This window comes from Flaviramulus sp., from assembly GCF_982512915.1.
This window is the reverse complement of record NZ_CEWOCJ010000010.1, coordinates 31591-51488: the sequence shown is the minus strand read 5'-3', so window position 1 is coordinate 51488 and position 19898 is coordinate 31591. Positions and strand designations below refer to the sequence as shown.

At 29.8% G+C, this 19898-nt stretch carries 22 protein-coding genes; 9 read left to right on the top strand and 13 right to left on the bottom strand.

Annotation, left to right across the window (positions count from 1 at the left end; translation table 11 throughout):
• The first annotated feature begins 18 nt into the window (after positions 1-18).
• Complete coding sequence (locus AC1XJX_RS08610) at positions 19-1002, top strand: zinc-dependent metalloprotease (protein WP_482003567.1); 984 nt, start codon at positions 19-21, stop codon at positions 1000-1002.
• On the opposite strand, the gene AC1XJX_RS08605 is transcribed toward AC1XJX_RS08610, so the two are convergent.
• Positions 992-2038 (bottom strand): quinone-dependent dihydroorotate dehydrogenase, encoded by a 1047-nt coding sequence (locus tag AC1XJX_RS08605; protein ID WP_482003566.1) that lies wholly within the window; start codon positions 2036-2038, stop codon positions 992-994. The genes AC1XJX_RS08610 and AC1XJX_RS08605 overlap by 11 nt on opposite strands.
• Positions 2039-2173: 135 nt before the next feature.
• On the opposite strand from AC1XJX_RS08605, the gene pepT reads away from it, so the two are divergent.
• Positions 2174-3418 carry a peptidase T gene (gene pepT, locus AC1XJX_RS08600; RefSeq protein WP_482003565.1) on the top strand — a complete coding sequence of 415 codons (1245 nt, stop codon included), beginning with the start codon at positions 2174-2176 and terminating at the stop codon, positions 3416-3418.
• 48 nt (positions 3419-3466) lie between these two features.
• Here pepT and yajC read toward each other — a convergent pair whose 3' ends face one another.
• The 3 genes from yajC to nusB form a co-directional block, all read right to left on the bottom strand.
• The gene (gene yajC, locus AC1XJX_RS08595) at positions 3467-3754 is read right to left on the bottom strand and encodes a preprotein translocase subunit YajC (protein ID WP_482003564.1); all 288 of its coding nucleotides are present in this window, start codon (positions 3752-3754) and stop codon (positions 3467-3469) included.
• A 22-nt stretch (positions 3755-3776) separates the two neighbouring features.
• Positions 3777-4337, bottom strand: coding sequence for a DUF1573 domain-containing protein (locus AC1XJX_RS08590; RefSeq protein WP_482003563.1), 561 nt, complete (start codon positions 4335-4337; stop codon positions 3777-3779).
• Between the two features lie 84 nt (positions 4338-4421).
• A complete protein-coding gene (gene nusB / locus AC1XJX_RS08585; RefSeq protein ID WP_482003562.1) occupies positions 4422-5366 on the bottom strand; it encodes a transcription antitermination factor NusB in 945 nt (314 codons plus the stop codon).
• A gap of 198 nt (positions 5367-5564) precedes the next feature.
• Here nusB and AC1XJX_RS08580 point away from each other — a divergent pair, with 198 nt between their 5' ends.
• Both AC1XJX_RS08580 and AC1XJX_RS08575 read left to right on the top strand, forming a co-directional pair.
• A complete protein-coding gene (locus AC1XJX_RS08580) occupies positions 5565-7316 on the top strand; it encodes an ABC transporter ATP-binding protein (RefSeq protein ID WP_482003561.1) in 1752 nt (583 codons plus the stop codon).
• Positions 7317-7423: 107 nt separating this feature from the next.
• Entirely contained in the window at positions 7424-7801 is a 378-nt protein-coding gene (locus AC1XJX_RS08575) for a PUR family DNA/RNA-binding protein (RefSeq protein WP_482003560.1), read from the top strand.
• 56 nt (positions 7802-7857) lie between these two features.
• Here AC1XJX_RS08575 and AC1XJX_RS08570 read toward each other — a convergent pair whose 3' ends face one another.
• Genes AC1XJX_RS08570 through AC1XJX_RS08560 form a run of 3 tightly spaced genes read right to left on the bottom strand, consistent with a single transcriptional unit; the run spans position 7858 to position 10136 of the window.
• A complete protein-coding gene (locus tag AC1XJX_RS08570) occupies positions 7858-8889 on the bottom strand; it encodes a 1-acyl-sn-glycerol-3-phosphate acyltransferase (protein ID WP_482003559.1) in 1032 nt (343 codons plus the stop codon).
• 5 nt (positions 8890-8894) lie between these two features.
• Positions 8895-9797, bottom strand: coding sequence for a bile acid:sodium symporter family protein (locus AC1XJX_RS08565; RefSeq protein ID WP_482003558.1), 903 nt, complete (start codon positions 9795-9797; stop codon positions 8895-8897).
• 3 nt (positions 9798-9800) lie between these two features.
• Positions 9801-10136 (bottom strand): tRNA-binding protein, encoded by a 336-nt coding sequence (locus AC1XJX_RS08560; RefSeq protein ID WP_482003557.1) that lies wholly within the window; start codon positions 10134-10136, stop codon positions 9801-9803.
• Positions 10137-10183: 47 nt separating this feature from the next.
• Here AC1XJX_RS08560 and AC1XJX_RS08555 point away from each other — a divergent pair, with 47 nt between their 5' ends.
• Complete coding sequence (locus AC1XJX_RS08555; RefSeq protein ID WP_482003556.1) at positions 10184-10741, top strand: thioredoxin family protein; 558 nt, start codon at positions 10184-10186, stop codon at positions 10739-10741.
• On the opposite strand, the gene AC1XJX_RS08550 is transcribed toward AC1XJX_RS08555, so the two are convergent.
• From AC1XJX_RS08550 to AC1XJX_RS08535, 4 genes are all read right to left on the bottom strand, one after another.
• Positions 10742-11224 carry an N-acetyltransferase family protein gene (locus AC1XJX_RS08550; RefSeq protein ID WP_482003555.1) on the bottom strand — a complete coding sequence of 161 codons (483 nt, stop codon included), beginning with the start codon at positions 11222-11224 and terminating at the stop codon, positions 10742-10744. It abuts the gene before it with no gap.
• Between the two features lie 9 nt (positions 11225-11233).
• Positions 11234-11779 (bottom strand): YfiT family bacillithiol transferase, encoded by a 546-nt coding sequence (locus tag AC1XJX_RS08545; protein ID WP_482003554.1) that lies wholly within the window; start codon positions 11777-11779, stop codon positions 11234-11236.
• Positions 11780-11841: 62 nt separating this feature from the next.
• Entirely contained in the window at positions 11842-12774 is a 933-nt protein-coding gene (locus tag AC1XJX_RS08540; RefSeq protein WP_482003553.1) for a peptidylprolyl isomerase, read from the bottom strand.
• 69 nt (positions 12775-12843) lie between these two features.
• The gene (locus AC1XJX_RS08535) at positions 12844-15048 is read right to left on the bottom strand and encodes a RecQ family ATP-dependent DNA helicase (protein ID WP_482003552.1); all 2205 of its coding nucleotides are present in this window, start codon (positions 15046-15048) and stop codon (positions 12844-12846) included.
• Positions 15049-15295: 247 nt separating this feature from the next.
• Between AC1XJX_RS08535 and AC1XJX_RS08530 the strand changes: the two genes are divergently transcribed.
• The 4 genes from AC1XJX_RS08530 (at position 15296) to lptB (ending at position 18236) form a co-directional block, all read left to right on the top strand.
• A complete protein-coding gene (locus AC1XJX_RS08530) occupies positions 15296-16213 on the top strand; it encodes a KpsF/GutQ family sugar-phosphate isomerase (RefSeq protein ID WP_482003609.1) in 918 nt (305 codons plus the stop codon).
• Positions 16213-17037 carry a twin-arginine translocase subunit TatC gene (gene tatC, locus AC1XJX_RS08525; protein WP_482003551.1) on the top strand — a complete coding sequence of 275 codons (825 nt, stop codon included), beginning with the start codon at positions 16213-16215 and terminating at the stop codon, positions 17035-17037. The genes AC1XJX_RS08530 and tatC overlap by 1 nt, the downstream gene beginning before the upstream one ends.
• The gene (locus AC1XJX_RS08520) at positions 17030-17374 is read left to right on the top strand and encodes a carboxymuconolactone decarboxylase family protein (protein WP_482003550.1); all 345 of its coding nucleotides are present in this window, start codon (positions 17030-17032) and stop codon (positions 17372-17374) included. The genes tatC and AC1XJX_RS08520 overlap by 8 nt, the downstream gene beginning before the upstream one ends.
• A gap of 121 nt (positions 17375-17495) precedes the next feature.
• Positions 17496-18236, top strand: coding sequence for an LPS export ABC transporter ATP-binding protein (lptB, locus tag AC1XJX_RS08515; RefSeq protein ID WP_482003549.1), 741 nt, complete (start codon positions 17496-17498; stop codon positions 18234-18236).
• A gap of 30 nt (positions 18237-18266) precedes the next feature.
• Here the strand turns inward: lptB and AC1XJX_RS08510 are convergent, their stop codons facing one another.
• Both AC1XJX_RS08510 and AC1XJX_RS08505 read right to left on the bottom strand, forming a co-directional pair.
• A complete protein-coding gene (locus AC1XJX_RS08510) occupies positions 18267-19154 on the bottom strand; it encodes a DUF808 domain-containing protein (protein ID WP_482003548.1) in 888 nt (295 codons plus the stop codon).
• Between the two features lie 6 nt (positions 19155-19160).
• Positions 19161-19895, bottom strand: a complete 735-nt coding sequence (locus AC1XJX_RS08505) for a CDP-alcohol phosphatidyltransferase family protein (protein WP_482003547.1) — start codon at positions 19893-19895, stop codon at positions 19161-19163.
• Positions 19896-19898: the final 3 nt, after the last annotated feature.

Here is a 19898-nt window from a genome sequence, read left to right as displayed (position 1 = left end):
GAACAAGAATTCATTAAAATGAAATCAAACAAAAACTACAATACTAGAAAAACCTTAAACTTTATTCCTATAAAAGCACATATAGTTAGAACAACAAATCATAACGGTGGTTTAAGTGAAACTAGTGTAATTAACGCCATTGAAAACCTTAATGAAATATATGCTGACGCTTTTATGAAATTTTATTTATTTGATGAAATTAATTATTTGGATAGTGATGAGTTATCAAATTTTAGAAAAGGAAACGAACAAACTTTAATAGGTACCAATTACGTACCTAACACTATAAATGTTTACTTTATTGAAGCAATTGAAAATTCGTTTGGTGAAAGTATTTGTGGTTATGTTGAAGAAAAAAACAACATCATTATTATGAAAAATAGTTGTGCTGTAAATGATTCATCTTTAGCTCATGAAATGGGACATTTTTTCTCATTATTGCATACACATGGTCCAAGTAATTCTAGGTTAACAACTGAATTAGTAGATGGTAGTAATTGTGATACAGATGGTGATGGCATCTGTGATACACCCGCAGACCCAACACTTTCTAATAACACAATTGATGATTCTTGTAATTACAGTGGCAACATGAAAGATTCTCATGGGAATTTTTTCAAACCAGATACTAGAAATATCATGTCTTATTCAAGAAAATCCTGTAGAAACTATTTTTCAGAACAACAATTTTCAAGAATATACGGGTATTACAAAACTATTGAAGATTCACTTAAACCAGATTATCATGAAATTGAAACTGAAAATAATGATTTAATTTCTGTGAAAATTTATCCAAATCCGGTTTCAAATGATAAACTTTTTTTAAAAGTTTCACTAGAAAATCCCTCAATAAATTATACAATAACCAATTTTCAAGGACAAACACTTTCTCAAGGTAAAACTTCTAATAAAGAAATTAATGTAAACAATTTGTCACCAGGAAGTTACTTATTAGTTTTAGACAATGGAACCTCTAGTGTTGTTAGAAAGTTTATAAAGTAACACCTGTTTTTTTAAGCAATTCTTTATTGATTTTTTTAATGAGGCTTGGGCCTTCATAAATAAAACCTGTATAAATTTGAACCAAATCAGCCCCTGCCTCTAATTTTTCAATGGCATCAGCAGCAGAATGGATTCCTCCAACACCAATTATTGGAAAAGATTTTCCACTTTTGCGAGATAAATATTTTATTACACTAGTACTTTTATCTTTAATAGGTTGCCCACTTAAACCACCATTACCAATGTGCTCTAATAAATCGTTTGAAGCTTTTAAACCGGTTCTATCTGTAGAGGTATTGCTAGCAATAACCCCATCTAGTTTGGTAAAGCTAACCAGCTCTATAATTTCATCCAATTGATTATTATTTAAATCTGGAGCTATTTTTAATAGAATGGGTTTTTGTTTACTATAAGCCATATTAGCCTTTTGTACAGACCCTATCAACTCCTCTAAGTAATCTTTATCATTTAATTTAGCATGACTTCCTACATTTGGACAACTAACATTGAGGACAAAATAATCAACGTAGGGATGCAAAGCATTAAAACACTCTAAATAATCTTTAGTATAATCTTTAGGTTTTGTTGTTGTGTTTTTCCCGATATTTCCTCCAATTATTAACTGCCCTTTATTCTTTTTAAGTTGTTTTATAGCTGCCCCTAAACCGTCGTTATTAAACCCCATCCGGTTAATAATACCATGATCATCTTTTAATCTAAATAACCTCTTTTTAGGATTACCCTCTTGTCCTTTAGGAGTTACAGTTCCAATTTCAATAAAACCAAAACCGAAATTTGCCAACTCATTATACAAAACGGCATTTTTATCAAACCCTGCGGCTAAACCAACAGGATTTTTAAAAGTTAAACCAAATACTTGTTTTTCCAATTTTTTATTTTCAACTTGGTATAAACTTCTAAACAATGCCGGTAATCCAGGTATTTTAGAACTTGTTTTTACTAAAGAAAACGTAAAATGGTGAATGTTTTCGGGGTCGAATAAAAAAAATAAAGGGCGAAGTAGTAATTTGTACATCAGTATTATTTTTGCAAAAGTAATTCTAAATAAAAAAATGCGCAATTCAAATGATAAAAATCTCAATAATCGTAACTTTATGCTTTAAATAACATTTAATTCCCCCAATTATACTTTAAAAAATATTGATAAAATATGATTTCTAAAGCACAAATTATTAAACGATTTATAAGTTATGTTACTATAAATACCGAATCAGACCCCGAATCAAGCAATACACCAAGCACCACAAAGCAGTGGGATTTAGCTAACAAACTTGCTGAAGAATTGAAATCTATTGGAATGCAAGACGTAAATATTGATGATAATGCTTATATCATGGCAACTTTACCAAGTAATGTTGAACACGATGTACCAGTTATCGGATTTATTTCTCATTTTGATACTTCGCCAGATTTTACAGGAGCTAATGTCAAGCCTCAAATTATTGAGCATTATGATGGAAAAGACATTGTTTTAAATGAAAATTTAAATATTATTTTATCACCTGATTATTTTGAAGATTTAATTCAATATAAAGGACAAACTTTAATTACTACAGATGGCACCACCCTATTGGGAGCTGATGATAAAGCCGGTATTTGTGAAATAGTATCTGCTATGGAATATCTTATAAATAATCCAGAAATTAAGCATGGTAAAGTTAGAGTAGGATTAACACCAGACGAAGAAATTGGCAGAGGTGCCCATAAATTTGATGTTAAAAAATTTGGAGCAGACTGGGCATATACTATGGATGGGAGTCAAATTGGTGAATTAGAATATGAAAACTTTAATGCTGCAGGTGCTGTAGTTACTTTAAAGGGTAAAATTGTACATCCTGGGTATGCAAAAGGTAAAATGATTAATTCTATGTATATCGCTCAGGAGTTTATTAACTCGTTGCCACGAATTGAAACACCAGAGCACACTGAGGGATATCAAGGTTTTTTCCATTTACATGACATCCATGGGAATGTAGAAGAAACAATTCTCAAATATATTATTAGAGATCACGATAAAGAGCATTTTGAGGCTAGAAAAGAGATGATGACAAAATTAACCAACGAGCTTAATTCTCAATATGGGGGAGAAATTATCTCTATAGAAATAAAGGATCAATATTATAACATGAAAGAAAAGGTAGAACCTGTTATGCATATTGTTGATATAGCCGAAGAGGCCATGAAACAATTACATATAACTCCATTAATAAAACCCATTCGCGGTGGTACTGATGGCTCTCAATTAAGCTATATGGGATTACCTTGTCCAAATATATTTGCTGGAGGACATAACTTTCATGGACGTTATGAATATGTACCTGTTGAAAGTATGATTAAAGCTACAGAAGTTATTTGTAAAATAGCAGAAATTACTGCAAATAGCCATCTCATTTAATTTTTAAAAAAAAGCTTCCTACTCGGAAGCTTTTTTTTAAACTATATTTTATTTAGCAGGCTCATTAAGTTTTGCGCTCATTTCCATAGAAATAGCAGATCTCTCAAACTTTAATTTACCAGCAAGAGTTTCAATAACACAACTGTTATCTTTATCATTTAACTCAGCAATTTTTCCGTGCAAACCACTTTTGGTAATAACTTTATCACCTCTCTTTAATTCTGCAGCAAATTTCTTTTCTTTTTTTGCACGTTTCATTTGAGGAGCTATCATAAAGAAATAAACTACAACAAACATTAATACAAATGGCAATAAACTACCAATACCTTCTCCCATTATTTTAATTATTAATTTCTATTTAGTCGTGATTATGTCCTTCGTGTCCAGGCTGTGTACTAGACTTAACTGGCTGCATACCTGGATTCATTACTGGTGTTGGTGATAATGATGAATTCGCTGGTGTTGGAGTATTCGGATCTGGCTTAACAAAAGCCATAATTTTAACCATTTCACTTCCTTTTTCTGTATTAGCTGTTACAGTTATTGTTTTTGTAACTTTATTAGCTCCACTTCCGTTAAACTTAACGGTAAATTGACCTGATTCTCCTGGAGATAAAGGCTCTCTACTCCAATCTTGAGGCACTGTGCATCCACAAGTACTTTTTATATCAGTAATTACTAAAGGAGCTTCTCCAATATTTTTGTACTTAAAAATAGTTTCAACAGCTGTTCTGGCTTCTATTTCACCAAAATCGTGTTCTGTTTCTTCAAATTCAATGACTGGGAATTTTGAAGCACTAGCATCTCTAACCGCAGCCTCTACTACATTACTTTCATCAATTTTTTTTGCTGCATTTTCCTTACATGATGAAAAAGCTATTAAGCATAAGCTACTTAATCCTAATATAATTTTTTTCATAATAATTATTTATAATATTTATTTGGTGTGTAAAAATAGTAATTATTTAAATGATTAAAAACTTTTGTTAAGTTCTTAACATTTTTAAAGTAAACCTCGACCTATTTTTTTTAATTCATCAGAAACCTCATATTCCTTTACTAATTTATCTAAAATGCCATTAATAAAGATACTACTTTTTGGTGTTGAATATTCTTTTGATATTTCTAAATACTCATTAATAGTTACTTTCACTGGTATTGAAGGGAAGTTTTTCAACTCACAAATAGCCATCTGTAATAAAACATAATCAACATTAGCAATTCGATCGGTTTCCCAATTTTGGGTTTTAAGTTCAATTTCTTTAGCTATTTTGGTTTTATTTAAAAGTGTCTTTTTAAATAACTCAATAGCATATTGTTTATCATCAATATCTTTATAAAGTTTTGGTATAAAATAAGCATCCGAAGATGTTTCTTTAGCTTTTCTTAATAATTTTAAAATGGTGGTATTTACCGTTGGAAGATCATCTAACCAAGTTAAGTTTTTATCTTCTATATATTCGTAAAGTTTTTCGTTTGGCGCTATAACTTCTTTATAAATATCAACAATAAAATCTTTATCTTCTTTAAAATCAGACACCTTAGTTTTCATATATTCAATATATAAATTACTCGATGTTATGGCTTTAAAAACTAAATCAATATACTCTTGGTCTAATTCCCAGTTATTTATTTTATAGATTTCAAATTGATTATTAAGTTCTTGGTTTTCAATTAAAAGTTTTAGAAGTTGGTTGTTCACAAACTTTCTATTCGGATTAATATCTTCTTTGGTAGCTAAATGCTTATTTTGTTTCTTTTTTAAATCTTTTTCTGCTCGTTTTTGAACTTCAATAAGTAACGATATTAATAGCAAGTACAAATTGTACATATTATCTATACTAAATAGTAGAAACTTTTGATCTTTGCTAAAATCATCACTTTCACCACCCTTAAAAGCATAAATGGTTTGCATTACTTTTACACGAATATGTCTCCTATTTAGCATAATTACAAAGAACTTTAATGAAATAAATTGATACTTTTCACGCTGCAAAAATAATACTAAATTTAAATAAATTATAGGTAATAGTGATTTTAATTTTCTATGTCACTTTATAGCTTATTTAACAATTAGTTTCAATATCTCAATCGTATTAATTATCAATATTAACCTATCTTTGCTCTTCTATATTTTCAATAATAAATGAAAGAATTACAGCATTTAAATAAATATTTTCTTAAATATAAGAAGCAGCTTTTAATAGGTGTCGTTATTACCATAGCTGCAAGATTATTTTTATTGTATACGCCCAGATATGTAAAACAAATTTTTATTGTTATAGAAAATTACTCAAAAAACACCATTACTAAAGAAGTATTTAAAGTAAACTTATCCGAATCGATTATTTACATAATTGGAGCTGCCATTATTGGAAGTGTTTTAACATTTTTTATGCGTCAATATATTATAAATGTTTCAAGATATATAGAATTCGATTTAAAAAATGAGATTTATAATCAATATCAAAAACTCTCACTAAATTTTTACAAAAAAAATAGAACGGGCGATTTAATGAATCGTATTACCGAAGATGTAAGCAGAGTAAGAATGTATGCTGGCCCTGCTATAATGTATAGCATTAATACCATCACATTATTTATAATTGTAATTATTTACATGATAAATGCATCTCCCAAACTTACACTTTACACCATATTACCTTTACCCATATTATCAATAATTATTTATAACCTAAGTAAAGAAATACACAAACGTAGCACGGTAGTTCAAGAGTATTTATCAAAGCTATCTTCATATACTCAAGAATCGTTTAGTGGTATTTCAGTTATTAAAGCTTATGGTATAGAACCACAAACATCTGTTAATTTTAAAAGTTTAGCAAATGAAAGCAAAGAGAAACAAATACATTTAGCTCAAGTACAAGCTTGGTTTTTCCCAATGATGATTTTCCTGATTGGCTTGAGCAATTTACTAGTTATTTATGTTGGTGGTATGCAATATATTAATGGTGAAATACAAAGTATTGGAACTATTGCAGAATTTATAATATATGTTAATATGCTTACATGGCCGGTAGCAACCGTTGGATGGGTAACTTCAATAGTTCAACAAGCTGAGGCTTCACAAAAAAGAATAAATGAATTTTTAAATATTGAACCTGAGATAAAAAACAACTTGAATACTCCTACCATAATTAAAGGTAATATTTGTTTCAAAAATGTAACTTTCACCTATGACGACACTAATATAAAAGCAATAAATGATATTAGCTTTGATATTAAAGAAGGAGAAACTTTGGCTATTTTAGGTAAAACAGGCTCTGGAAAATCTACGATTCTCGATTTAATTGGCAGACTTTATGACTTAGACCAAGGCACTATTCTTATTGATAATTTAGAAATTAAAAATGTTAATTTGAATAGTTTACGTGATAGCATTGGCTATGTCCCTCAAGACGCTTTTTTATTTTCTGACAGTATAAAAAATAATATAAAATTTGGAAATAAAGCTGCTACTGATGATGATGTTATTGAAGCAGCCAAAAATGCTCAAGTACACAAAAATATTATTAGTTTTAATAATGGCTACGACACTAAATTAGGAGAAAGAGGAATAACACTCTCTGGTGGGCAAAAACAACGTGTTTCTATAGCTAGAGCTATAATTAAAAATCCTAAAATCTTATTGTTTGATGATTGCCTATCTGCTGTTGATACTGAAACAGAAGAAAAAATACTTAAACATCTAAGTAAAATATCAAAAGGAAAAACAACAGTTATAGTTAGCCACAGAGTTTCATCAGTAAAAAATGCAAATAAAATAATTGTTTTAGATGCTGGCAAAATTGTACAAGAAGGTACACACGATAGCTTAATAAATGATGACGGATATTACAGACATCTTTACTTAAAACAATCCAGTGAAATCAATTAATTAAATACAATAAAATATTTAACCAAAAAGAAACTCTTAAAATTGTTGGTTAATATCTGTTTTTTTTAGATTTTTGATTTATAATGATAAACTAATTCCAATAAAAAATGAATAATAATGATATGATGGAGAAAGAGGAAATTTTTTCGAAAGTATTAAGAGCTGGAAGACGCACCTATTTTTTTGATGTGAGAGCTACTAAAGCAGACGATTATTACCTTACAATTACTGAAAGTAAAAAGTTCACTAATGACGATGGTTCGTTTCATTACAAAAAACATAAAATATATATTTATAAAGAAGATTTTAGTGAGTTTAAAGATATTTTAACTGAAATGACATCTTATATTATAGATGAAAAAGGAGACGAAGTAATTAGTGAACGTCATCAAAAAGACTTCAAAAAAGAATATGATGATAACTCAGAAGAAACAGAATTAAAAACACCAGAAAGTTTTACAGATATAGATTTTGATGATATCTAATAATTAAACTAAAAAAAGATTATTTAAATCCGATTCTTAAACTGTTTCGGATTTTTTTATGCTTTAACAACCAATAAATTTACGCCTAAAACAATAAAAATAAATGATATTGCAGTTATAATATCAAAGGTAAAAGCCAAAATTAATGATAGAATTAAAATCCAAAGAGGTACTAACGTAATAGCTAAGGCAAACCTAAAAGTAGAGATAAACTCTATTTCTTCTATTTTTGGTTGAATCAAAAATTTCCACACCACATATGGTCCTACCAACAAAAATATTAATAGTGGTTTTAAAAATTGATAATGGAAATGAAAACGTTTTTTTTTCAAATCTTCATAAAACTCATAATTGTTAGCAATTACATTATTTACAGATATCGGATTTAAAAAATCAACCTTTAAATCATTCAACTTTTGCAAACTCTTATCATAATTATCAGTTGGGATATGCGTTGTCAATTTAGAAATTTCTGATTGTATTCGAATTTTTAAATTTATTATCGAATCATTTCTGTTTTCTAATAGAAATTCTTTAGCAGAGATTTGCTCTCCAAAAAACAAAGCTACACTGTCGGGGAAATTTTCAGCTTTCAAAAAATTAAACCCAACAGGAATTAATTTCAAATCTGAATCTGGATAGTTATCCAAAGTTTCAAAGACTATACGAGTAAATCCTTTACTTAAAGGTCTAACCGTTCTGTTTAAATTATGATTTCCTTCTGGAAAAATAACAATGGCTTCTTTATCATTAAATAATTTAGAACAAGTTTTAAAAATCTCAGTATTATTAGATAAATTACTCCAGCCATCTCTCATTCTGTAAACAGGTAACATTTTTAAACTTTTTAAAAAACGACTAACTAAAGCGCTTTTGAATACACCTGCTCTTGTTAAAAAATATGTAAACTTTCTTGTATTTACCGCTATTAAAAGAGCATCTAATAAAGCGTTTTGATGATTCGCTAAAAATAATACAGGTTTATTATTAGGAACGAAATTGATATTATGAATATGTATTCTTCTAAAATAAAAAAACAAGCCCAATTTTATATAACCTCTAACGCTAAATAACAACAGTTTATTCAATATACTCACTTTTTTGTTGCTTTATAAGACCAAAAAAAGGCGATTACTAATCCAGTTATTATATGCCAAATACCCCAAAAGGCTACTAGAATTGCCATACCTCCTAAACCATTAAAAAAAGTAAATATCAACAATAATCCTAAACCAGAATTTTGTATGCCAGTTTCAATAGCTAACGTTTTTTGGTTAACAAATGACAGCCTAAATAATTTAGCAATTGTAAACCCTAAAATAATAGCCAAAATATTATGCAAAATACCTAGAAATAAAACATTATGAATATACTTATTAAATACTTGTAAATTCTTAGAAAAAGCCATAACAACAATTATAACAAAAATTATTATTGAAAACGGTTTTAAAATTTTAGAAAATTTATCTGCCATTTCTTCTTTCTTATACCTAAAAAACATGCCTAAAACCAGAGGAATTCCAAGAATTAAAATTACCAACTTTAATAGCTCAAAAGGATTTAGCTCAACGGTATTTAAAATTTCAGCTGTGGGAGGATACAAACTTCCATAAAACTGAAAATTAAAAGGAGTCATAAAAACAGCTATAAACGTTGCAAAGGCTGTTAAACTTATAGATAATACAGTATTACCTTTTGCTAAATGGGTGATAAAATTCGAGATATTACCTCCTGGACAAGCAGCAACCATTATCATACCTAGAGCAATACTTGGTTTAGGATGAAAAATCACAACTAAAAAAAAAGTTAGTAACGGCAACAATATAAATTGAGATAAGATTCCTACAAAAAGTAATTTTGGTGTTTTAAACAGTTGCTTAAAATCTTCCAACCTTATACCTAATGCAACTCCAAACATAACAATTGCAAGTGCTATATTCAAAATCCATAATCCTGATGCATCAAAATTAATCTCTACTTTATCAAGTTCTTGCATACATTAAGCTACTACACTACCTTTTTTAACCTTATTTTCAGGGTTTAATAAGATTACATCTTTACCATTTACAGCACCTAAAACTAAACATTCACTATTAAAATTAGCGATTTGTTTTGCAGGAAAATTTATAACGGCAACTATTTGTTTTTGTAGTAAATCTTCCTTGTTGTAAAGTGTAGTAATTTGTGCAGAAGATTTTTTAATACCTAAATCTCCAAAATCAATAATTAGTTGATAGGCAGGATTTCTTGCTTCAGGAAAATCGTTAACTTCAACAATAGTTCCTACTCTTAAATCCACTTTAGTAAAATCATCAAAAGTTATAATATTATTCATTTTTTAAAAGTACAAATTATCCCGAACTTTGAATAAAACTTTTTTTTATGGCAAATACTCCTTCAAATATGATTCCTTTGAGAACTCAGGCACCAAATTTTAATTTATTTGATACTGTTTCTCATAAAACAATATCGCTTCAAGAATTAAAAGGAGTAAAAGGAACAGTTATTATGTTTATTTGTAACCATTGCCCTTTTGTTATTCATATAAATACTGAAATAGTTAAGATTGCTAATTCATACCGTGAAAAAGGCTTCCGTTTTATTGCTATTTCAAGTAATGATGTTATTAATTACCCACAAGATTCTCCAGAGAAAATGACTACTCATGCAAGAGAAAATAATTATTCTTTTCCTTATTTATACGATGCAACTCAAAATGTAGCAAAAGCTTATGGTGCTGCATGTACTCCAGATTTATTTGTTTTTGATGAATATTTAAAACTAGCTTACAGAGGACAATTAGATGACTCGAGACCCGTAAATAATATTCCTATTTCTGGAAAAGATTTAAGACATGCTTTGGATTGTTTAATTGAGGAAAAAGCGAACAACACTATCCAAAAGCCTAGTATTGGCTGTAATATTAAATGGAAAAAATAATTATAAGTTAAGTTGCCAAAAGCCAACATCTTGCCAATTACCAAATTTAAAGCCAACTTGCTTTAAATGTGCAACCTGAGTAAAACCAAATTTCTCATGTAATTTTACACTGCCTTCATTTGGCAATGTTAGCACTCCCAAAACTACATGGTAATTTTCTAGTTTTAGTAATCTTAATAATTCAGTATATAAATGGCTACCAATTTGTTTACCAAAATTTCCATTCTTAATATAAACAGTTGCTTCAACAGTTTTATTATAAGCAGGTTTGGGCCTAAATTTACTTCCATATGAATAACCCAAAAGTTGATTATTATCCTCAAAAACTAAAAATGGATAGTCTCTATTAATTAAAGAAAGTTTTTCAGAAAATGTTTCAATATCAAGTTCTATGTCATCAAAAGTAGCTGTTGAATTTAATACGTAATAGTTATAAATATCTAAAAGCTGTTGTGTGTCTTCTATTTCAAATCGTCTTATCACTTGTAGTATTTAAAGCCAATTATTAGATTTCATTAAGTTTTCTATATGCGCATAATGATGGTTGCTATGCCAGGAATAAATACCTACATTTTTTTTCAAAATAACCTCACTATTGGTTTCAGGGTGAATAAAACATTTATTTAAATCATCATCAGATAAACCTTTTAAAAAATAAACCAATTTAGCATGCAAGCCTTTTAAATTAATTAAAGACATTTCTATTGGTGCTGTTTTAGAATCAAAAAGTTCTGACCATCTATCTTCAAAATATGCCTTAATTAATGGTTTATCTTCTGTAATTGCCCATTTAAAACGAACATAACTATGGAGGTGGCTATCAGAAAGATGATGAATTACTTGTCTTATTGTCCAACCATCAGGTCTATAAGCCGTATCTAATTGCTTTGCACTTAATCCGGTAACTAATGTTTCTAATCGGTTAGGAAAATGCTCTAAAATAGAAATCCAACTTTCAATTTGTTGCTTTGAAATGTTACTCGGGCAATCAAATTTTCCAATTGGATATTTTAGTTTTTGTAGTTCTTGATTTGTCATGTATAAATATAAATAAAGCACCCCAATCGAGGTGCTTTATTTATTAAAAAATATATTAAGTTTTACTTAACTCCCATTAATTCTACATCAAAAATTAGAGTCGCATTTGGTGGAATAACACCACCTGCACCTCTACTTCCATATCCTAAATGGCTTGGAATTACAAAACGTGCTTTATCACCAACTTTAAGTAACTGAATCCCTTCGTCCCATCCAGAAATAACTTGACCCATTCCTAAAGGAAAATCTATTGGTTCATTACGTTTGTATGATGAATCAAAAACAGTCCCGTCTGATAATTGTCCTTTGTAATGTACTGAGACAGTTTTACCTTTTTCAGCTTTAACACCATTACCCTCTTGAATGATTTGATAACGTAAACCACTTTCAGTTTTCATAAAACCAGCAGCAATTTTATCTAAAGCTGCTTCAGCAGCATTTTTTTCCTCAGCTAATCTCTTTTCTCTAGATCCTTCAAAGTTTCTAAAAGATTCAACTGCGTTAAAAGCTTCAGCTTCTGAGCCAACTCTAACTATTTCTAAAGTCTCAATTTTATCGCCTTGTACAATAGCGTCTACAACTTCTTGACCTGAAACTACCTTTCCAAATACAGTATGATTGTTATCTAACCAAGGTGTTTCGATATGTGTAATAAAAAACTGACTCCCATTAGAACCAGGACCTGCATTAGCCATTGATAAAACACCTGGTGCATCGTGTTTTAAATCAGGATGAAACTCATCATCAAATTGATATCCAGGATTTCCTGTTCCAGTACCTTGTGGACAACCACCTTGAATCATAAAATCTGGAATAACTCTATGAAATTTTAAACCATCATAATATGGAGTTCCTTGCGGTTTAACCTTATTTTCTAAATCCCCTTCAGCTAAAGCAACAAAGTTACCCACTGTTCCTGGTGTTTTTTTGTATTCTAAAGCAACAAGGATCTCTCCTTTTGTTGTGTTAAATTTTGCGTATAATCCGTCTTGCATTGTTCTAATTTTTAAGAAAGTGCAAAGATAGAAAACTAAGTGAGAAGTACGAATTTAGAAGTACAAAGTTTAATTAGCCACCTCACTAATAAATTTTATTCGGTACAAACGTAATTCTTCATCATCATACTCGCCATCAAATTCCTTAATAGCTTTTTCAATACTGTCAGATTCTGAATCCATAAAATAATCATGAATTTCTTCTTGTTGATCTTCATCCAAAATCTCATCTACCCAATAATTAATATTTAATTTAGTACCTGAATAAACTATGGCTTCCATTTCTTTAATAAAATCTGGCATCGACATTCCTTTTGATGAAGCTATATCATCTAAAGGTAATTTTCTATCAATGTTTTGTATGATGTATAATTTATTTGCTGAATTACTTCCAGTTGATTTTACAACTAAATCATCTGGTCGTAGAATATCATTCTCTTCAACATAACTAGCAATTAACGCTACAAAGTCTCTACCGTATTTTTTTGCTTTACCGTCACCTACACCATGCACGTTTGCTAACTCGGTTAAATTAATCGGATATTTTAAAGCCATATCCTCTAATGATGGGTCTTGAAAAATAACAAAAGGAGGTACATCTAATTTTTTAGCATTCTTTTTTCTTAAATCTTTAAGCATACTCATTAAAACCTCATCAGCAACATTTCCACCTCCTTTTGAAGATGTAATAATTGCTGCTTCTTCTTGTTCGGCATCAAAAATATGATCTTCAGTCATCATAAAAGAAACAGGAGATTTAACGAAATCTCTACCTTCTTCAGTAAGTTTTATAATACCATAAGTTTCAATATCTTTTTTCAAATAACCAGTTACTAAAGCCTGACGTAATAAAGCCATCCAATACTTTTTATCTTTTGCATTTCCTTTACCAAAAAATGGTAATTCGTTGGTTTTGTGAGAACTAATGAGCGCATTTTCTTTACCTGTAATAACATTTACTAAATCCTTAGACTTGTATTTCTCGTTGGTTTTATCAATTATTTCTAGGAGTAATTTCACATCATCTTGTGCCTCATGTTTCTTTTTAGGGTGTCGAATATTATCATCCATATCCCCACCTTCTCCAGTTTCATTATCAAACTCCTCACCAAAATAATGTAAAATAAACTTTCTTCTAGATATTGAAGTTTCAGCAAAAGCAACAACTTCTTGCAATAATGCTTGACCAATTTCTTGTTCAGCAACTGGCTTACCAGACATAAATTTTTCTAATTTCTCAATGTCTTTGTAAGAATAATAAGCTAAACAATGCCCTTCACCACCATCACGCCCTGCCCTTCCGGTTTCTTGGTAATAACTTTCAATACTTTTTGGAATATCATGATGAATTACAAAACGCACATCAGGTTTATCTATTCCCATACCAAATGCTATGGTGGCTACCACAACATCAATATCTTCCATCAAAAATTTGTCTTGATGACTAGATCTTGATTTGGCATCTAATCCTGCATGATATGGCACTGCCTTAATCCCATTAACTTGTAGCACTTGTGCTAATTCTTCAACACGTTTTCTACTTAAACAATAAACAATACCTGATTTCCCTTCGTTTTGCTTAATAAATCTAATAATATCAGCATCTACATTTTTTGTTTTTGGCCTTACCTCATAATATAGGTTAGGTCTATTAAAAGAAGCTTTAAACGTTTTAGCACCAGATATTGCTAAGTTTTTAATAATATCTTCTTGCACTTTTGGAGTAGCAGTTGCGGTCAAACCTATAATAGGAATATTATCACCTATTCTACCAATTATACTTTTTAGGTTTCTGTATTCTGGTCTAAAATCATGTCCCCATTCACTGATGCAATGGGCTTCATCTATAGCCAAAAAAGACACTTTAACTGATCGTAAAAACTCTACGTTTTCTTCTTTAGTTAATGATTCTGGAGCTACGTAAAGCAACTTGGTTACACCTTTAACAATATCTTCTTTTACGCGCTTTATTTCTGTTTTATTTAATGAAGAATTTAAAACATGAGCAACACCTTCCTCATTTGAAACACCTCTGATGGCGTCCACTTGATTTTTCATCAAAGCTATTAAAGGAGAAACTACTATGGCAGTACCTTCTTGCATTAATGCGGGTAATTGATAACAAAGCGATTTTCCTCCGCCTGTTGGCATTATTACAAACGTATGATTTCCTGATAAAATACTTTCTACAACATCTTCTTGAAGTCCTTTGAATTTATTAAATCCAAAATATTTTTTTAATGCAGCATGTAAGTCACTTTTTGCTATTAACATGAATTATATCAACTTGATTAATTAAATTAAAACTCCAAAAAGCATAAATTATTTATTGAATAATTTAATAATGCAATTGAAGTACCCTCATTTTTTTTTCGTTAGTTTTGTAACGTTAAACCAAATTACAAAGAATTTAAATTTGGCTATCAATAAAGATAACAAAATCTTTAAAAAATCAACATAAAAATAATAAATTTTGAAAGACAAAAATTCTATTATTAAAATAGCTAAACAAACTATTAAAATGGAAAGTGAAGCCATTTTAAACCTAGCTAATTTAATAACTGATGATTTCGCTGAGGCTATTGAAGTTATATATAAATCTAAAGGTCGTGTAATTATTACTGGCATTGGAAAAAGTGCTATAATTGCAAATAAAATTGTAGCTACTTTAAATTCAACAGGTACTCCAGCCATTTTTATGCATGCTGCCGATGCTATTCATGGTGATTTAGGACTTATACTAAAAGATGATATTGTTATTTGCATCTCCAAAAGTGGTAATACACCAGAAATTAAAGTTCTTGTCCCTTTAATAAAAAGTTCAAAAAACAAAATAATTGCAATTACTGGTAATATAAATTCTTTTTTAGGACAACAAGCTGATTTTATTTTAAATGCATTCGTAGAGAAAGAAGCTTGCCCTAATAACTTAGCACCTACAACAAGTACCACTGCACAGTTAGTTATTGGTGATGCCCTTGCAGTTTGTTTACTAGAATTAAGAGGTTTTTCAAGTAATGATTTTGCCAAGTATCATCCTGGAGGTGCCTTAGGCAAAAAATTATATTTAAGAGTTCAAGATATTTCTTCGGTTAACCAAAAACCCAAAGTATATCCTGATACTACCATTAAAAATGTAATTGTTGAGATTACTGAAAAAATGCTAGGTGTTACCGCAGTTATTGAAAACAATAAAATTATTGGTATTATTACAGATGGGGATTTACGTAGAATGCTTTCAAAGGTTGATGATTTTTCGAAATTAAGTGCAAGAGATATTATGAGCCCTAACCCAAAACGTATTAAAAATAACGCTATGGCTGTTGATGCTTTAGAGATTATGGAAACCAATGAGATTTCTCAATTATTGGTTGAAGAAGATGGCAACTACGCTGGTGTGGTTCACTTACATGATTTAATAAAAGAAGGTATTATCTAATGGCAAAAAAAGATATAAATGAGATGTCTTTTTTAGATCATCTTGAAGATTTACGATGGCATTTAATTAGAATATGTATTGCGGTAATTGTTGTAGCAACAGTTTCCTTTATTTTTAGTAGATTCATTTTTAAAACTATCATATTTGCCCCACTAGATATGAGTTTTCCAACTTATAGTTTTCTTTGTAATGCAGCTAATTATATAGGCATGGATACTACATTTTGTGCCGAAAAAATGCCAATGATAATTCAAAATCGTACTATGGCTGGACAGTTTTCAGCAGATATATGGACAGCCATACTTGCTGGATTTGTTATCTCTTTTCCTTATGTTATATATCAATTATGGAAGTTTATCAGTCCTGGTTTGCATAGTGCCGAACGTAAACATTCACGCGGTTTTATAATTATCTCATCACTTTTATTCTTTTTAGGAGTTTTATTTGGGTACTATATTGTAACCCCATTATCACTAAATTTTTTAGCAAATTATAGTATTTCAGATATTGTAGATAATCAAATAGATATTAGTTCTTATATTGCCTTAGTCCGCTCATCAGCATTAGCCTCAGGCTTAATTTTCGAGCTTCCAATCATTATCTATTTTTTAACTAAAATTGGTTTAGTTACTCCAGATATCTTAAGAAAATATAGAAAATACGCATTGGTAATAGTATTAATCCTCTCAGCAATAATTACGCCTCCGGATATTGCAAGTCAGGTTATAGTTGCTATTCCTATTTTAATCTTATACCAAGTAAGTATTTATATTTCAAAAATTGTCGTAAGAAATCAAAAACGTAAAGAGAAAAAACATGTCTGATATTGTAACTGAATTCAATGAATATCGTTCTAAAATGAACGATAAAATTTTAGCTGATAATAATAAAGTTATTAAGCGCATTTTCAATCTAGACACTAATGCATATGCAGAAGGAACTTTAGATGTTAAAACTAAAGAGTTACTAGGTTTAGTAGCTTCTGCGGTTTTACGTTGCGACGATTGTGTTAAATATCATTTAGAAACCAGCTATAAAATTGGTTTAAAGAAAGAGGAAGTAGTTGAAGCTTTAAGTATTGCCACTTTGGTTGGTGGCACCATAGTAATTCCCCATTTACGTCGTGCTTACGAATTTTGGGATGCATTAGAAGCCCAATAAAAGAATCAATATTCTTTTATTTAGATTCACGCTTTCTCGAAAATGACAATTTCAAAAGAGCCTCAACTTTATACGTTGAGTATTTCTTTTTCAATTAAAGAAAAATGACGTTATTGTAAATATGATTTTAAGAGCCGAAAATTTGATGAAGTCCTATGGAGGACGAAAAGTAGTAAGGGATGTTTCACTTGAAGTAAACCAAGGGGAAATTGTTGGACTCTTAGGACCTAACGGTGCGGGTAAAACTACCTCTTTTTATATGATTGTAGGCTTGATTAAACCCAACGGTGGCCATATTTATTTAGATAATACCGAAATTACCAAATACCCAATGTACAAACGTGCTCAAAATGGTATTGGATATTTAGCACAAGAAGCATCCGTTTTTAGAAAGTTAAGTATTGAAGATAATATTTTAAGTGTTCTGCAACTCACTAAACTAAGTAAGAAAGAACAACACCATAAAATGGAATCCCTTATAGAAGAATTTGGTTTGGGACATATTCGTAAAAGTCGTGGTGATTTATTATCTGGTGGAGAACGAAGACGAACTGAAATTGCTAGAGCTTTAGCAACCGATCCTAATTTTATTCTTTTAGATGAACCTTTTGCAGGTGTTGATCCCGTTGCTGTGGAAGATATTCAACGTATTGTAGCACAACTAACTAAAAAAAATATAGGTATTCTTATAACCGATCACAACGTTCAGGAAACTTTAGCTATTACGGACAGAACTTATTTAATGTTTGAAGGTAGTATTCTTAAAGCCGGTGAACCTGAAGAACTAGCAAATGACGCCATGGTACGTAAAGTGTATTTAGGACAAAATTTTGAGTTGCGTAAAAAGAAGATTCGGGATTAGTGATAAAGTTGTACTTAAAAAAACTAAACTTTATTTAAAAATTTTATTCTTAAAAAACACAAAAGTCTTTACTAATAAAAACGCCAAAAAACCAACTATTAATCCAACTAAAAAATCTCGAATAAAACCAGGGAGCATCTCTAAAAAATGATGTAAAAAGTCTATGTTATGTATAAAAATACCACCTGCAACCAGCAACAAGGCTAAAGTCCCAATTACTGATAAACTCTTTATAACCCAAGGCAATGTTTTAATTAAGGCATTACCAATAATATGAGATATACTTTTTTTATTATCATTTAAACTTACCAATTTTAATCCAAAATCATCCATTCTAACAATAAGCGCCACAATACCATAAACGCCAATTGTGGCAACAATTGCTACTATAGATACTACTAAAACTTGAAATAAAATAGGTTTACCAATAACTGTCCCGAGTGCAATAATTACAATTTCTACTGATAAAATAAAATCTGTGAAAACAGCTGATTTAACTTTAGCTTTTTCTGCAATAGCCTGTTCTTCAACTGAAAGAGGAAAAACATCCTCTAAATTAATTTCATCATGGTTTTTATGCTTGTCTGGAAAGGCAAAATGATAAATTTTTTCAAAACCCTCAAAAGCTAAATAAACACCTCCTAAAATTAAAGCCAAAGTAACTGCCCATGGAGCAAAAGCACTTAACAAAAATGCAACTGGCAAAATAATCAACTTATTAAGTGCAGAACCTTTAGTTATAGCCCATAAGACTGGAAGTTCTCTTGAAGCTATAAATCCTGTTGCTTTTTCTGCATTTACTGCTAAATCATCACCTAGAATACCTGCTGTTTTTTTGGTACTAATTTTACTCATTACCACAACATCATCCATTAAACTAGCAATATCATCTAATAAAGCAAAAAAACCTGATGCCATTGTTTTCTATTTTGAAGTTAAATTATCTAAAACAGACATGATTATGTATAATAAAATAATAATTGGTATGGCTGCAAATTTTAAAACAATTAAAAGCACTAAACACAACATGATAAATATATAACGCATAACGTTATTACTAAAGCTATAATCTTTAAATTTTAAAGCGAATAATTTTATACTTGAATTTAACAAATAGCAACTTAAAATAGTGATGGTTATTAAAAACCACTTATTAAGAATAATGGCATTTATATAATCATTATTTTGAAACTCTAAAATTAAAGGCAACGAGACCATTAATAAGGTGTTTGCTGGCGTTGGTAAACCTTTAAAATAAGTTTGTTGATCTTCATCAATATTAAATTTTGCTAATCTGTAAGCTGAAGCTAATGTGATTGCCAAACCAAATAATGGAAAAAATAAGATTTCTTTAAAACTTAAAATCGAATTAACCGTTATATGGTTCCAACTTGATTCTGTTAAATTCAAAAGTTTATACATAATCATTCCAGGAACAAGTCCACTTGTAACCATATCTGCTAGAGAATCTAACTGCAAACCTAATTCACTTTGAACTTTAAGTTTTCTGGCTATAAAACCATCAAAAAAATCGAAAAATATGCCTAAAAAAACAAAAAAAGAGGCTGTTAAAAAGTTATTATTAATCACAAAAATCACTGCGATACTTCCACATAATAAGTTTAAAAGTGTTAACGCATTGGGTATATGTTTCTTCATGAT

Excerpts from the sequence above, each read along its gene's own strand:
- AC1XJX_RS08535 (WP_482003552.1), bottom strand. The coding sequence starts at position 15,048 with ATGTTAATAGCAAAAAGTGACTTACATGCTGCATTAAAAAAATATTTT.
- AC1XJX_RS08555 (WP_482003556.1), top strand. The coding sequence starts at position 10,184 with ATGGCAAATACTCCTTCAAATATGATTCCTTTGAGAACTCAGGCACCA.
- AC1XJX_RS08605 (WP_482003566.1), bottom strand. The coding sequence starts at position 2,038 with ATGTACAAATTACTACTTCGCCCTTTATTTTTTTTATTCGACCCCGAA.
- lptB (WP_482003549.1), top strand. The coding sequence starts at position 17,496 with ATGATTTTAAGAGCCGAAAATTTGATGAAGTCCTATGGAGGACGAAAA.
- AC1XJX_RS08580 (WP_482003561.1), top strand. The coding sequence starts at position 5,565 with ATGAAAGAATTACAGCATTTAAATAAATATTTTCTTAAATATAAGAAG.
- AC1XJX_RS08610 (WP_482003567.1), top strand. The coding sequence starts at position 19 with ATGAAATCAAACAAAAACTACAATACTAGAAAAACCTTAAACTTTATT.
- AC1XJX_RS08540 (WP_482003553.1), bottom strand. The coding sequence starts at position 12,774 with ATGCAAGACGGATTATACGCAAAATTTAACACAACAAAAGGAGAGATC.
- AC1XJX_RS08565 (WP_482003558.1), bottom strand. The coding sequence starts at position 9,797 with ATGCAAGAACTTGATAAAGTAGAGATTAATTTTGATGCATCAGGATTA.
- AC1XJX_RS08575 (WP_482003560.1), top strand. The coding sequence starts at position 7,424 with ATGAATAATAATGATATGATGGAGAAAGAGGAAATTTTTTCGAAAGTA.
- AC1XJX_RS08545 (WP_482003554.1), bottom strand. The coding sequence starts at position 11,779 with ATGACAAATCAAGAACTACAAAAACTAAAATATCCAATTGGAAAATTT.
- pepT (WP_482003565.1), top strand. The coding sequence starts at position 2,174 with ATGATTTCTAAAGCACAAATTATTAAACGATTTATAAGTTATGTTACT.
- AC1XJX_RS08590 (WP_482003563.1), bottom strand. The coding sequence starts at position 4,337 with ATGAAAAAAATTATATTAGGATTAAGTAGCTTATGCTTAATAGCTTTT.
- AC1XJX_RS08510 (WP_482003548.1), bottom strand. The coding sequence starts at position 19,154 with ATGGCATCAGGTTTTTTTGCTTTATTAGATGATATTGCTAGTTTAATG.
- tatC (WP_482003551.1), top strand. The coding sequence starts at position 16,213 with ATGGCAAAAAAAGATATAAATGAGATGTCTTTTTTAGATCATCTTGAA.
- AC1XJX_RS08520 (WP_482003550.1), top strand. The coding sequence starts at position 17,030 with ATGTCTGATATTGTAACTGAATTCAATGAATATCGTTCTAAAATGAAC.
- AC1XJX_RS08530 (WP_482003609.1), top strand. The coding sequence starts at position 15,296 with ATGGAAAGTGAAGCCATTTTAAACCTAGCTAATTTAATAACTGATGAT.
- yajC (WP_482003564.1), bottom strand. The coding sequence starts at position 3,754 with ATGGGAGAAGGTATTGGTAGTTTATTGCCATTTGTATTAATGTTTGTT.
- AC1XJX_RS08505 (WP_482003547.1), bottom strand. The coding sequence starts at position 19,895 with ATGAAGAAACATATACCCAATGCGTTAACACTTTTAAACTTATTATGT.
- nusB (WP_482003562.1), bottom strand. The coding sequence starts at position 5,366 with ATGCTAAATAGGAGACATATTCGTGTAAAAGTAATGCAAACCATTTAT.
- AC1XJX_RS08560 (WP_482003557.1), bottom strand. The coding sequence starts at position 10,136 with ATGAATAATATTATAACTTTTGATGATTTTACTAAAGTGGATTTAAGA.